Genomic DNA, 12,846 nt, shown 5'->3' with positions numbered 1-12,846 from the left:
ACAATTAGTGTTCTGCCCATTCAATTTTGCTTAAATCAATTCCTTCTTTAAACATTTCCCAAAGTGGAGAAAGGTTTCTTAAATGATTCACAGCATTCTTTGTGTTTTCAATAGCGTAATCAATTTCTTCTTCAGTTGTAAATCTACCTAATCCGAAACGAATTGAAGAATGCGCCAGGTCATCAGACAGACCAAGATTTTTCAATACATAAGATGGCTCAAGTGAAGCAGAAGTACAAGCAGAACCAGATGATACAGCTAAATCTTTCATAGCCATCATAAGTCCTTCACCTTCAACGTATTTGAACGAAATATTAGTTACATGTGGTAAACGATGCTCAGTATTACCATTTACATAACTTTCCTCCAGGACTGTTAATCCATTTTGCAGCTTGTCTCTCAATGCAGATAATCTGGCTGCTTCACTGTCCATTTCTAAACGGCATAATTCACAAGCTTTACCTAACCCTACAATACCGGGTACATTTAACGTGCCAGAACGCATACCGCGCTCATGACCGCCACCATCCATCTGAGCGGTAACTTTAACCCTTGGGTTTTTACGACGTACGTATAATACACCGACACCTTTCGGCCCATACATTTTATGAGCTGAGAAAGCCATCAAATCGATACCATCAGCATTAACATCTACTGGTACCTTACCAACAGCCTGTGTAGCATCAGTCATAAATAAAGCGCCGAATTTGTGTGCGATTGCTGATATTTCTTTCACTGGTTGAATAACACCGATCTCATTGTTACCATACATAATAGTTACCAGGATTGTTTGTTCTGTCATTGCAGCTTCAAGCTCTGCAAGATCAACAAGCCCGTCTTCTTTGACAGCAAGGTATGTTACCTTAGCTCCAGCTTTCTCAAGATGTTTACAAGTATCCAGAACTGCTTTATGTTCTGTAGTTAAGGTTATAATGTGATTACCTTTATCCTGATACATTTCATAAACTCCTTTAATACCCAGGTTATCAGCCTCAGTTGCACCAGAAGTGAAGATGATTTCTTTTTCTGTACAGCCTATAAGTTTAGCTACCTGCTCACGTGCGTAATCTACAGCCTCTTCTGCAACCCAGCCAAACGCATGGTTACGGCTGGCAGCATTACCGAACTTATTAGTGAAATAAGGTAACATAGCCTCTAGTACCCTTGGGTCAAGTGGTGTCGTGGCATTATTGTCTAAATATATAGGAAGTTCCATGATGTGATTTTAGTCATTGTTTAATACACAAAGATACAAAAAAAGATCGCGAACAAATATATACTCGCATTCTCATCAGAATAAAACGCGAATTTTTACATTTGTTTAACGTTAAAGGTATGATGAACAAAATCGAGCATGTTGGCATAGCGGTAAAAAGTCTTAAAACGGCAATCGCCCAGTACGAAAAGCTGATGGGTGTAAGCAGTTACAAGCAAGAACATGTGGCTTCTGAGCAAGTGAATACTGCTTTTTTTAAAGTTGGAGTAAATAAAATTGAATTGTTGGAAGGTACGGGGCCTGATAGTGCGATAACCAAATACCTGGAAAAAAGGGGGGAGGGAATTCATCACATTGCGATGGATGTAGATGATATTTATGCGCAGATGCGAAGACTTCAGGAGGAAGGATTCGTATTACTCAGTCAGACACCAAAGAGAGGGGCAGACAATAAACTCATCTGTTTTGTTCATCCTAAAGATACGCACGGTGTATTAATCGAATTATGTCAGGAATTAAAGGAGCGTGATAATGACAAGTGAGTCTATTTCATTAACGACCTTCATCGGTCGTGATTTTGAACTGGAAGATAATATAACCGATGAGAAATTAAGGAAGGCAATGATTCATGCCTTCGGGTGGTTGCTTGATAACGATATCTCTAAAATGATGAATATTCTATATCGTGCTGATGTGGATGAAGAAAAATTAAAGGAATTATTGATTAATAAAGCGGAGTTACCATCTGCTGAAGTTATTGCTGATGCCTATCTGGCACGTCAAATTCAAAAATTGGAGACCTGGAGAAAGTATAGCAGATAATTTTTTGCTACATGCTTGCTAATGAAAAATAAAATTAGGATATTTGCATCCTTAAAAATAAGCGACAACAAGTATATAAAAATATTAATATGAAAAAAGATCTGCATCCATCAAACTATAGATTTGTAGTATTTAAAGATATGTCTAATGATTATGCTTTTTTAACCAAATCATGTGTAGAATCTAAAGAAACTATAACATGGGAAGATGGTAACGAATATCCTCTATATAAACTAGAGATTTCACACACTTCACACCCATTCTATACTGGTAAAATGAAATTGGTTGATACTGCTGGTCGTATCGATAAATTCAAAACGCGTTACGCTAAGAAATAAATATAGCGTAAAAGAAATTATTTTGAAGTCCCGTTGCGAATGCATCGGGACTTTTTTTATTTTTGTTGCTTATGATAATCAATTTATTTGATGACACGGCATGGGAAAGCCTGCGTCCGCTTACACTTACCAGGCCTGTTGCTGACCTCCGGATAGGGATTTTAACGATTGCCGAGAAGTGGGCCAGAACTTTAAATGCCGAAAAAGGTTTCGTCACGCAGCCGTATCTCCAGTTAAAATATCCTGCATTATCACGTGCAGAACTTTTTATTAACGGATCGGTATGCCCTGATCCATTATTGATTGAAGCAATAACTTGCTTAAAATCAGGTGAACAACTGGAATATAATTCTATATTACTTGCCTTCAAAATCTCGGTAAACGACGACCCGGCAACGGTTCTTCCTGGTTCTTTGAAGCCCGTAAGATATACCACAGCAATTACGAAAGTCAGCTATCCTGAGGATATTTTTAAATGGAATGATTCAGAATTAAAGAAAGATTTTCAATTGATCACAAAAGGCCGCTCATCAGCTGCCATTGATTCATCAAATGCACTTATCGGAGAGGATATTTTCCTAGAAGAAGGTGCCGAAACTTATTGTGCAACACTGAATAGTAAATCCGGTCCCATCTATTTAGGGAAGAACAGTCAAATTTGGGAGGGTACCAACATACGCGGATCTTTTGCCCTTTGCGAACATTCGCAGGTTAAGATGGGTACTAAAATATATGGACAAACTACAATTGGCCCGTATTGCCGAGTAGGTGGTGAAATTAACAATGCCGTTATTTGGGGATATTCTTCCAAAGGGCACGAAGGCTATCTTGGAAACGCTGTTTTAGGTCAATGGTGTAACATCGGTGCTGATAGTAATAATTCAAATTTAAAGAATAATTACGCGGAGGTAAAACTCTGGGATTATGCAAAAGAAGGTTTCCGTAAAACAGGACTTCAATTTTGTGGTCTGATCATGGGTGATCATTCGAAATGCGGTATTAATACGATGTTTAATACCGGAACGGTGACAGGTGTGAGTGCTAATGTTTTTGGTGCTGGCTTTCCAAGAAATTTTATTCCTGACTTCGCCTGGGGCGGTGCACAAGGGTTTGAAGTTTACAGCCTGCCAAAAATGTTTGAAACTGCAAAAAAGGTTTTCGAAAGAAGAGATATGATTTTTGATGAAACTGAGCAGGGTATTCTGGAAGCAGTTTTTAATAGCACTAAACAATACAGACATTTTTAACATAGCGTATAACATAATAAACGCTTCTTGAGTGATAACAATAGTGAAATAATTATGAGAAAGAAAATAGTAGCAGGAAACTGGAAAATGAACCTTGATTATGCGGAAGGTATATCGTTGTTTTCAGAAATTGTCAATATGGTTAGGGACGAAAAAAAAGGCGATCAATTAGCGGTAATCTGCGCGCCTTATATCCATCTAAACAGTTTATCCCAACTTGGAGCCCAGGTTGTGAGTATCGGAGCTCAAAACTGCCATCAAAATGAAAGTGGTGCCTTTACAGGTGAAATCTCAGCGAAAATGGTGAAATCGACAGGTTGTGATTATGTAATCATTGGCCATTCCGAACGTAGGCAGTACTTTGCGGAGTCTGATGCGTTATTGGCAGAAAAAACCCGTATTGCGTTATTGCATGGATTGACGCCTATTTTTTGTATTGGAGAAACCTTGGACGAAAGAAATAATGGTGATTACTTTACCGTCATCAAAGATCAGTTGACTAACGGTGTATTTGGCCTGGAATCATCTGAATTTGCAAAAATTGTTATTGCGTACGAACCAGTGTGGGCTATTGGCACAGGATTAACGGCAACATCTGAACAAGCTCAAGAGGTGCATGCTTTTATCAGAAAAGAAATTGCCGCGAAATATAATGAGGAAATTGCTGACGATACTACGATTTTATATGGAGGCAGCTGTAATCCAAAGAATGCTGATGAATTATTTGCTCAGGCGGATATTGATGGCGGACTTATTGGCGGTGCATCATTAAAGTCACGCGATTTTGTCGACATTGTAAAAGCATTTAATTCTTAATGGAATATATACAACTTACATTTAGCTTCGTTGAAATAGCGGATTATCAGCAAGATCTGCTTATCGATGAACTTGCCAATATCGGATACAATACCTTTGAGGATACTGATTCTGGTTTTGCTGCCTTTATCTCTTTTACCGACTACAGTTTGGAAAAACTAGATTCAGTTCTTCTGCCATTTGCAGGCCAGTTTATTTATTCGTACACAGTAACAGAGATAGCAGGTGAAAACTGGAATGAAGCATGGGAGAAGAATTTTGAACCCCTGATTATCGACGGTCAATGTTATGTCAGAGCAACATTCCACGAATCTCAGCCGCAGTATCCCTTTGAGATCGTAGTGGATCCTAAAATGGCTTTCGGGACCGGGCATCATCAAACTACAACGATGATGATGTCCTATATACTTCGAGAGGATATGAAAGGCCAGTCTGTTCTTGACATGGGGTGTGGCACAGGTATACTGGCGATTCTGGCCTCTAAAAGGGGGGCTGCCGAGCTCGTCGCTATTGATAACGACGAAGTATGCTATCAAAGTACGCTGGAAAATACGCACCTGAATGAAGTTGATAATATTGACGCAAGTTGTGGTGGAAAAGAAGCTATTCCTAAGCGTCAGTTCAATATTATTTTGGCTAATATAAACCGAAATATCCTGCTGGATCAGATTGAAACATATAATGCTGTATTAGTGCCAAATGGACAAATCTTTTTCAGTGGCTTTTATGAAACGCCTGATCTGGATATGATCAAAGCAGAATGTGCCAGGTTCGATATCAGTTATAAGGGGCATCAAAAAATAGACGACTGGGTGGCAGCACACTTTGTTAAAAATTAATCTCATGCGTATACATTTTATAGCGATAGGAGGAAGTGCCATGCACAATTTGGCAATAGCGCTTCAAAAAAAAGGATTCAACGTAACTGGCTCGGATGACTATATTTTTGAACCATCGAAGTCCCGTTTAGATAAGTATGGCATCTTGCCCAAGTCGCTTGGCTGGGACGAGTCTAACGTTACTTCAGAGCTTGATGCGGTTATACTTGGAATGCACGCTTTTCCAGACAATCCCGAACTTTTAAAAGCAAAAGCACTTGGGATTAAGGTTTACTCTTATCCTGAGTATGTTTACGAGCAATCTAAAGAAAAGTTAAGAGTGGTTATCGGCGGAAGTCATGGTAAAACTACGATTACATCGATGATTCTCCATGTCTTGGATTTCTACAGTAAGGATTTTGATTATTTGGTCGGAGCACAATTGGAAGGCTTCGATACTATGGTGAAAATCACAGATTCGGCACCAGTAATTATTATTGAAGGTGACGAGTACTTGGCTTCTCCAATAGATAGGCGTCCAAAATTTCATTTGTATAAAGCGAATATTGCTGTAATTAGCGGAATTGCATGGGATCATATCAATGTATTCCCAACCTTCGCAAATTATGCCGAGCAATTTTCAATATTTATTGATACCATTGAGCCAAATGGAAAGTTGATATATTGTGAATTGGATAAGATTGTGGATGATTTGGTGAAATCAACAACGGCATCTGTGGAAAAAATTCCTTACAGAATCCCTAAACATGAAGTGCGGGATGGAATTACCTATCTAATTCCACAAGAGACCGCCCTGCGCATATTTGGCGATCATAATTTGATGAATCTGAATGCTGCAAGATTAGTCTGCGCCCAATTAGGCTTGCATGAAAATGAATTTGATCAAGCTATTAAATCGTTTAAAGGGGCTGCAAAGAGACTAGAGCTGCTGAGCAGCGAGGGGGACACGAACGTATACAAAGATTTTGCACATTCTCCTTCCAAGTTAACGGCTACAATCGAAGCTGTAAAACTTCAATATCCAAACAGAAAGTTAATAGCTTGCATAGAACTGCATACTTTTAGTAGCTTGAATAAAGAATTTTTGCAACAATATGAATATACAATGGATAAAGCTGATATTGCAATTGTATATATTGACGAACAAACTTTCTTGCATAAAAAAATAATCCCTTATGCGGAAAGTGATGTTCAGTTGGCATTTAAGAACGATAAACTTCTATTTTTTAATAAATCTGAAAAGCTTGAGGAATATCTTTTAGGTTTGAATTTCAACAAAAGTAACTTATTGCTTATGAGTTCAGGAAATTTCAGTGGAATGGATCTTATTGAACTGGCACGCAAGTTGAAGATATAGGTGTAAGAACATACATCTAAATCATCCATATGAATATTATTGGTAAAAACATTCGACATTTACGTCAAAAAAAAGGCTGGAGCCAGGGGGAAGTCGCTAAAAGACTTCAGATTTCCATTCCAGCCTTTTCTAAAATTGAAACTGGCATCACTGACATCAATATGTCCAGGCTTGAACAAATAGCTGGTCTTTTTGAAGTATCAACAATGGACATAATTTCTCGGGAAGGCGAGAATCCAAACGCTTTGAATTCTGAGGAACTTCTTGCGCTGAGAGGTAAGTTGGCAGCTAGAGAAGACGAAATTATTAAACTCCAAAAAAAGGTCATAGATCTATATGAAGAGATCCGTTCAAAATAATTAGAAATCCTTTCGCATGGTGAGGTGCCGCTTTCCAAAAGTGGCACCAGTAGCCTGGTGTATAGCGAGCATTTTGTCGTTAAAGTCGCCTACCCAAGACAATTCCAACTCATCGTACTGATTCATAGGGAGCACATATTCCTTGAGTTTGATGAAAAGAGCCGATTCAAGGCCGTGTTTTTGAAATGCACTTTTAGTGCCCATTACTATCGCACGCATACGATTTACACCTATCCATTTTCGGTATATAAATTTTAATTTTTCGATTACCCCTAGTTTTCCGTTAAATCCTTTGATCATCTGATTGGCATCGGGAATAATTACAACAAACGAAACAGGCTCACCGTTGATATATGCGAACCAGATAAGTTTTTCGTCCATGATGATTTCCATCTTTTTAAAACTTTCTTGTAATGTCTCCTTTTTAATAGGTACAAAGTTTTCAAAATCTTTCCATGCATCGTTATAGATATCCATTAAATCCTTAACATATTTATCAGCTTCCTTTTTCTTGAAGTGCTCAAAAGTATATCCAGGTTTGTTCGCTACCCAATTAGCGATCTTAGTGAAGCGCTCCGGGAAAGGATTTCGCACGGCCAGATGATTTGTGATCTGTTCATACACAGTTACAAATCCGTATTTTTCAAAAAAATCTTTATAATACAGCGGATTGTAGTTCATGCCAAAAGACGGAGGGGTGAAGCCCTCTACTAAAAGTCCCCAAAATGAATCATTTTCGCCAAAGTTGATTGGGCCGTCCATAGCTTGCATACCTTGATTGGCAAGCCATTCTTTTGCTGTGTCAAACAATCTAAAGGCCGCTTCCCTGTGATCTATACACTCAAAAAAGCCCATTCCTCCGGTAGGTTTTTCATATTGATAGGCCTTTTTTGTATTAATGAATGCTGCTGTCCTGCCAATAACTACTCCCTTCTCATCTTTTAGTAACCAGCGTTTGCAGGAGCCATGCGTGAAAAAAGGATTTTTATCTGGGTTGAAAATTGCCTCTATATCTTGGTCAAGGGGAGAAATCCAGTTTGGGTCTTCAGCATATAGCTTCCTAGGGAGATCTAGAAAATCTTTAATAGTTTTTTTGTCACTTACGGCTATAATCTGCATTCCTAATGGGTGTGAAGTAAAAAGCATCCTGTTTAGGATGCTTTAAATATGAAGTTGATTTGACTAGTAGTCCTCGTCCTCGTCCGAATCGAAATCTTCGAAAGTGTCCAGGTCATCAAGAGGCATATCAAAATCATCATCATCGTCATAAGACTTCTTGTTTGTGCTTTCTTCGTTCGGATTTCCATTTACCTCATCATCTTCAAAAGATGACGCATCAACAGAACTTTTTTTGGCGGAATTTTTTGGAGTTGTCATTACAAAAAAATAAAATTGGCTGATTTGATTTGGTAAGTTAAAAATACTAAAAAATTCTTTTCAATGCGAAAAGAAAGCTGTTTTTAGTTTTTTACTAATGTCAAAATTAATACAAAAAAGCTTTTTAGACGTAATTTTTTTAAAATTTTCTTAGTCCTGAAAATGGGGAGAATTCCAGGTTATTATTCATGTGTAAGATCTAATTTGTTGAAATTACTATGGTAAAGTGAAAAGTGAAACTATATTCACTTTGAACAAGTGGAATAAGATTATCCTAAAAGGTAACAATTAGTAGATGCATAGATGCTTGGGTGTGCAAAGCAGAAGAGATAATTATCCTCTGTAGTCCATAAGTACCTCAATTGTAACCAGCGGTATTCAAATCAAAGTGCGTTTCGGAAATGGTATAGTCGAAATAAAGATAGTACGAGTTTAACGGGAGAATTTCGCGTGGCTTTGTTAGTTATTGCAAGTGGCGATGCTGATTCATTCCGGAGATCAAAATTTGAGCAAAAAAAAGTGGTAAAGATTTTGGCTTTACCACTTTTAACACACAAATGAAACCTGAATTGAGATATAGTTTTTAGGTTAGGTTAAAATATCTTGATCAATTCTATAAGAACGAGTCGACAATTATTTTGTCTGAATATCTATAAACAAGTTTAATGCAAAAAAAGCGAAATGATATTTTAACTTAGGGAGTGGTAGTGATCATTGAGTAAACGGTAAAATTAATGTATTGGAACATTAACACATACTTCGGTTCCTGCAGATTTCCTTTGTTTAATCTCTATTTGTATTGGAATTGCTTCAACCTGATTTAGTAAATTGATTCTTTCCTGGGTGAGGTTCATTCCCTTACTAATATGTTTGTCTTTCTTCGTTTTTAAGGAGTTTTCTATTCCTACTCCATCGTCGATTATGCTGATCAATAAGTGGCCATCATCTGATAACTCCATATTGATGGATACATTTCCTCCATCTTCTTTAGGCATTATTCCATGCCAAATCGCATTCTCTATATAAGGTTGTAGCAGCATAGATGGAATCATGGTTTCATCTTTATCTATCTTAGGGTCTATATTTAATGCATAGTTGAAACGATTGCCGAAACGTTTTTTCTCCAGGGCCAAGTATAGATTTAAATACTCCAACTCTTCTTCCAAAGAAATATAGCTTTTTGTACATATTTCGAGATTTTTTCGGATGAGGCGGGCGAAACCAGTCAGCACTTTGTTGGCAGATGAAGTATCTTTGGTATTAATATAATGTTGTATGGAGTTCATCACATTAAAGATGAAATGGGGATTCATCATTGCCTGCAATGCACGTTGTTCTAGCATTAAGATTTTGTTTTTTAAAAGCAATTGCTTTTGCTCTTGGTTTTTTTGCCATTTAGTTATAACCACAGCTATTTTGTAACAGGTAAAGCTTGCTGCCGCTATCAATACAAAAATAAACCAGCCTTTTTCCCAGAAGTGAGCCTTAATCGTAAAAGGCATCTTTGCAGATTTGCCCCATTGAGTGTTATTGGTCTTTGCACTAACTTCGAAAACATAGCTGCCGGGTGTTAGTGAGGAGAACTCAAGCCTTCTGATCTTGGTTTCAGTCCAGCTCTCTGTCGAATCAAGTCTATACCGGTATGTAATATTTTGATTTTGAAAATCTATAGCGCTGTAATAGAAAGTAATGTTATTTCTCGAGGGGGCTAAAACAATTATCTTTTTTTGCGTGTCGAGTTGTTCCTTGTTACTTACTATCGAAGAAATAAGTGGCCTTGGAGCCTGGTTAAGTCCTTCAGATTCATCAATTGCAAAATAAACGAGTCCCGTATTTGTGGCAAAGAAAGCAGTATCTCTGCCGATATACATGTCATTTATATCATTCCTTAAAAGCGGATTAGTAAACTCAAAGCCTTTAATTGAAAGATATTTTCCGTCTGCGCAAATTCTGTTAATTCCATTATTAGTACTCACCCACAAATGATCATCTCGCACGAAGAGCTTTTTGCAGATATTATCCGACAGTCCTTCATCAATTGTCAGACGTTTGATAAGCTTGTCATTCTTCACAAATAACAACCCAAATCCATCTGTAGCAAGCACAATAGTTCCGTCCTGCAGTTCTATGATGTCGTTTATTCTTTCTTTGAAAAAGGGCGAAACCTGTGAAGGTGTTGTTAGTTTAACACCAATTAGTTCCTGTATACCGTTTGAATTGGAAAACCACAAGTTTCCGGAGAGTGTGTAAAATGTTTTATATGCACGGGTTAAAAACAGGTTTTGTCCGGATTTCAGCTTTGTCGAATCGAACATGAACGTTTTTAAGTAGTCCTTTAAGATAATAACACCTGCAGATGTTGCTAACGCGAGTTCATCATTTTTGCCGAGACTGAAGCTTTTAATGGCGAAAGTAGTATTACTCCTTTCTTTAAGGAATTTTTTGTCAGGATTAATAGCGTACAGTTTTGTTAAATAGGCAAGGCCATAATCAGAGGCGACAAACATAGCCTCTTCCGCCTTATCATAATACAATTGTTTTATATTTCCGAATTTCTGTTGATCTGCTAAAGTGATCGAGCGAACGCTATGAGACGTTCTGGCAATTACGTTGATGCTTGCATTGTCTAATCCAAGCCACAGGTTTTTAAACTTATCTGCTGTTATACTCTTGACATAATTACTGGTTAAACCGTCCTGCTCATCAAATACGTACATGCGGTTTTTTTTAGCAGGTAACATATAAATCCCCTTGGCCGTGGCAAACCACATATTATTGCTACGATCTTTCATAACCTGTGTGGCCGGGATATCTTTTAATAACTGTTTTTCATGACCATCCTGAGCTATTTCGTAAATGCCACTATTGCTACTTAACCATAATGTGGTTGAGTCCACATACATAAAGCCCTGAACTTCATTTAATAGTGCTTTTCGAACTTTCGAAATTAATTGATGTTCAAGCGGAGAAACGCCATTTAAACCTTTTGAATTCAAGTAAACTAAGTCTCTGTTGGGTAGATTAGAGATAGTTTTGTAGGATAAAGCGTCGATGTGCCGGGTGGAGCTACGGAATACGTTTGCCTGTAAGTAAACAGTACTTTGATCATTGATTGCCCAGATTGTTCCTGTAGGATCTTCATGAATAAATGTGTGCATGAATAATCTTTTTTTATCTTTTGACGTATAACGTGTTAAAAATCTTCCGTCCCAGACACACAGTCTGTTTTTATTGCTTCCGAACCAAAGCTGCCCTTTGCTGTCTTCGTAAAATGAAACAACAATATCATCAAACTTTAAGAGCCTAAGGAGTTTGTCGTTCTTGTCATTATAGATCTTTCCATTAAGAAAATAACTTAATTTTCCGTTAAAGCTTAAAAACCACACCCGGCCCTTACTATCCTGTTTAATTTGCAAAATCTGATTGTCAGGTAATCCATCATCGATTGAGAAATTTTTAAAAAGTTTTCCATCAAATCGGCTTACCCCAGCGTCTGTCGCAATCCAGATGTAGCCTTGTGCATCCTGCATGGTAAAGTTGCAACTATTGCTTGGTAAACCATCATCAATATTGAAATGTTGAATGTAAGCAGTTTGGGCATAACAGGTTGTAGAGACTGCTGAAAGCAATAAAAACACGATTTTAAAGATGCTGGAAACGAAGTTATTCATGTTTATTTGCCGTGAAATTTTTGATCCTATCAAGGAAATCACTTGCGCGTCTTCTAGATACCGCAATTTTACTTCCATCTTTCAGGATAACTTCCAATCCGTTTCTGGAATTATACTCGACGAGATAATTTAGATTGATAATGCTCGACTTATGTATTCTGATAAACTGATCCTCGGGAAGGATATCCTCGTACTCCTTAAGACTCTTCGAGACTGTAATCTTCTCCTTACTAGATAAATTAAAAATAGAATAGTTACTATCAGCCTCGATATGAATAATACTACTGAAATCTACCATAGTGTAGCCCTGACCATTCGGTAAACTTAATTTTTTTTGCGTTTTCCGATCCGTCAATTCCTGCCGGAGACTGATCAGATTATCTTGTTGCCCTGCTCTTTGTTTGTCTAAATGAATATATTTTGACGCTTTTTCAACCGTTTCTTTTAATTCATCTATATCTATAGGTTTTAATAAATAGTCCAGTGCGTTGGCTTTTATCGCACGCAATGCATATTGATCAAATGCAGTTGTAAAGACTACATGTACGCCATGGAGTTGCGCTGCCGTAATTAATTCGAAACCATTTTCACCGGGCATTGCTATATCCAAAAATACAAGATCTACAGGGCTTTGGTCAAATAATAATCTGGCTTCAGCTACAGATTTGGCAATCCCTTCAATCTGAATATTTGGGCAGTTTTCCTGCAATAAAAAGTATAATGAGGATCGGGCGAACTCTTCGTCATCTACTATAATCGCTTTTATTGTTTCCATATAATTAGTTAGCAGAAATCTAAACAAAT

Annotated in this window: 13 protein-coding genes; 8 read left to right on the top strand and 5 right to left on the bottom strand. The window is 37.6% G+C overall.

What is annotated here, in order from left to right:
* Nucleotides 1-4: 4 nt before the first annotated feature.
* Nucleotides 5-1,216: an IscS subfamily cysteine desulfurase gene (locus tag CLV32_RS03235; RefSeq protein ID WP_133552324.1), complete on the bottom strand. Its 1,212-nt coding sequence runs from the start codon at nt 1,214-1,216 to the stop codon at nt 5-7.
* Nucleotides 1,217-1,335: 119 nt separating this feature from the next.
* Here CLV32_RS03235 and mce point away from each other — a divergent pair, with 119 nt between their 5' ends.
* The 8 genes from mce (at nt 1,336) to CLV32_RS03195 (ending at nt 6,994) form a co-directional block, all read left to right on the top strand.
* Complete coding sequence (gene mce / locus CLV32_RS03230; RefSeq protein ID WP_243732226.1) at nt 1,336-1,758, top strand: methylmalonyl-CoA epimerase; 423 nt, start codon at nt 1,336-1,338, stop codon at nt 1,756-1,758.
* Entirely contained in the window at nt 1,748-2,038 is a 291-nt protein-coding gene (locus CLV32_RS03225) for a hypothetical protein (protein ID WP_133552322.1), read from the top strand. The genes mce and CLV32_RS03225 overlap by 11 nt, the downstream gene beginning before the upstream one ends.
* A gap of 89 nt (nt 2,039-2,127) precedes the next feature.
* A complete protein-coding gene (locus tag CLV32_RS03220; RefSeq protein WP_133552320.1) occupies nt 2,128-2,376 on the top strand; it encodes a type B 50S ribosomal protein L31 in 249 nt (82 codons plus the stop codon).
* A gap of 71 nt (nt 2,377-2,447) precedes the next feature.
* Nucleotides 2,448-3,623 (top strand): GlmU family protein, encoded by a 1,176-nt coding sequence (locus CLV32_RS03215; RefSeq protein ID WP_133552318.1) that lies wholly within the window; start codon nt 2,448-2,450, stop codon nt 3,621-3,623.
* 54 nt (nt 3,624-3,677) lie between these two features.
* The gene (tpiA, locus tag CLV32_RS03210) at nt 3,678-4,439 is read left to right on the top strand and encodes a triose-phosphate isomerase (RefSeq protein WP_133552316.1); all 762 of its coding nucleotides are present in this window, start codon (nt 3,678-3,680) and stop codon (nt 4,437-4,439) included.
* Nucleotides 4,439-5,278 carry a 50S ribosomal protein L11 methyltransferase gene (gene prmA, locus CLV32_RS03205; RefSeq protein ID WP_133552314.1) on the top strand — a complete coding sequence of 280 codons (840 nt, stop codon included), beginning with the start codon at nt 4,439-4,441 and terminating at the stop codon, nt 5,276-5,278. The genes tpiA and prmA overlap by 1 nt, the downstream gene beginning before the upstream one ends.
* Nucleotides 5,279-5,282: 4 nt before the next feature.
* Entirely contained in the window at nt 5,283-6,635 is a 1,353-nt protein-coding gene (locus tag CLV32_RS03200; protein WP_133552312.1) for a UDP-N-acetylmuramate--L-alanine ligase, read from the top strand.
* A gap of 29 nt (nt 6,636-6,664) precedes the next feature.
* Nucleotides 6,665-6,994, top strand: a complete 330-nt coding sequence (locus CLV32_RS03195) for a helix-turn-helix domain-containing protein (RefSeq protein ID WP_133552310.1) — start codon at nt 6,665-6,667, stop codon at nt 6,992-6,994.
* Here the strand turns inward: CLV32_RS03195 and CLV32_RS03190 are convergent, their stop codons facing one another.
* The 4 genes from CLV32_RS03190 to CLV32_RS03175 form a co-directional block, all read right to left on the bottom strand.
* Nucleotides 6,995-8,140 (bottom strand): GNAT family N-acetyltransferase, encoded by a 1,146-nt coding sequence (locus tag CLV32_RS03190; RefSeq protein WP_394346167.1) that lies wholly within the window; start codon nt 8,138-8,140, stop codon nt 6,995-6,997. It lies immediately after the preceding gene.
* Between the two features lie 36 nt (nt 8,141-8,176).
* Complete coding sequence (locus CLV32_RS03185) at nt 8,177-8,371, bottom strand: hypothetical protein (RefSeq protein ID WP_133552308.1); 195 nt, start codon at nt 8,369-8,371, stop codon at nt 8,177-8,179.
* 731 nt (nt 8,372-9,102) lie between these two features.
* Entirely contained in the window at nt 9,103-12,042 is a 2,940-nt protein-coding gene (locus CLV32_RS03180) for a sensor histidine kinase (protein WP_166641867.1), read from the bottom strand.
* The gene (locus CLV32_RS03175; protein ID WP_133552304.1) at nt 12,035-12,817 is read right to left on the bottom strand and encodes a LytR/AlgR family response regulator transcription factor; all 783 of its coding nucleotides are present in this window, start codon (nt 12,815-12,817) and stop codon (nt 12,035-12,037) included. Before CLV32_RS03175 ends, CLV32_RS03180 begins: the two co-directional genes overlap by 8 nt.
* Between the last annotated feature and the right edge of the window lie 29 nt (nt 12,818-12,846).

The organism is Pedobacter duraquae (assembly GCF_004362245.1).
Lineage (GTDB): Bacteria > Bacteroidota > Bacteroidia > Sphingobacteriales > Sphingobacteriaceae > Pedobacter > Pedobacter duraquae.
This window is presented reverse-complemented; position numbering and strand designations above follow the sequence as displayed.

Bases quoted from the DNA above. Each gene is read 5' to 3' on its own strand.
- CLV32_RS03180 (WP_166641867.1), bottom strand. From the start codon at position 12,042: ATGAATAACTTCGTTTCCAGCATCTTTAAAATCGTGTTTTTATTGCTT.
- CLV32_RS03185 (WP_133552308.1), bottom strand. From the start codon at position 8,371: ATGACAACTCCAAAAAATTCCGCCAAAAAAAGTTCTGTTGATGCGTCA.
- CLV32_RS03225 (WP_133552322.1), top strand. From the start codon at position 1,748: ATGACAAGTGAGTCTATTTCATTAACGACCTTCATCGGTCGTGATTTT.
- tpiA (WP_133552316.1), top strand. From the start codon at position 3,678: ATGAGAAAGAAAATAGTAGCAGGAAACTGGAAAATGAACCTTGATTAT.
- CLV32_RS03190 (WP_394346167.1), bottom strand. From the start codon at position 8,140: ATGCTTTTTACTTCACACCCATTAGGAATGCAGATTATAGCCGTAAGT.
- mce (WP_243732226.1), top strand. From the start codon at position 1,336: ATGATGAACAAAATCGAGCATGTTGGCATAGCGGTAAAAAGTCTTAAA.
- CLV32_RS03220 (WP_133552320.1), top strand. From the start codon at position 2,128: ATGAAAAAAGATCTGCATCCATCAAACTATAGATTTGTAGTATTTAAA.
- CLV32_RS03235 (WP_133552324.1), bottom strand. From the start codon at position 1,216: ATGGAACTTCCTATATATTTAGACAATAATGCCACGACACCACTTGAC.
- CLV32_RS03175 (WP_133552304.1), bottom strand. From the start codon at position 12,817: ATGGAAACAATAAAAGCGATTATAGTAGATGACGAAGAGTTCGCCCGA.
- CLV32_RS03195 (WP_133552310.1), top strand. From the start codon at position 6,665: ATGAATATTATTGGTAAAAACATTCGACATTTACGTCAAAAAAAAGGC.
- CLV32_RS03215 (WP_133552318.1), top strand. From the start codon at position 2,448: ATGATAATCAATTTATTTGATGACACGGCATGGGAAAGCCTGCGTCCG.
- prmA (WP_133552314.1), top strand. From the start codon at position 4,439: ATGGAATATATACAACTTACATTTAGCTTCGTTGAAATAGCGGATTAT.
- CLV32_RS03200 (WP_133552312.1), top strand. From the start codon at position 5,283: ATGCGTATACATTTTATAGCGATAGGAGGAAGTGCCATGCACAATTTG.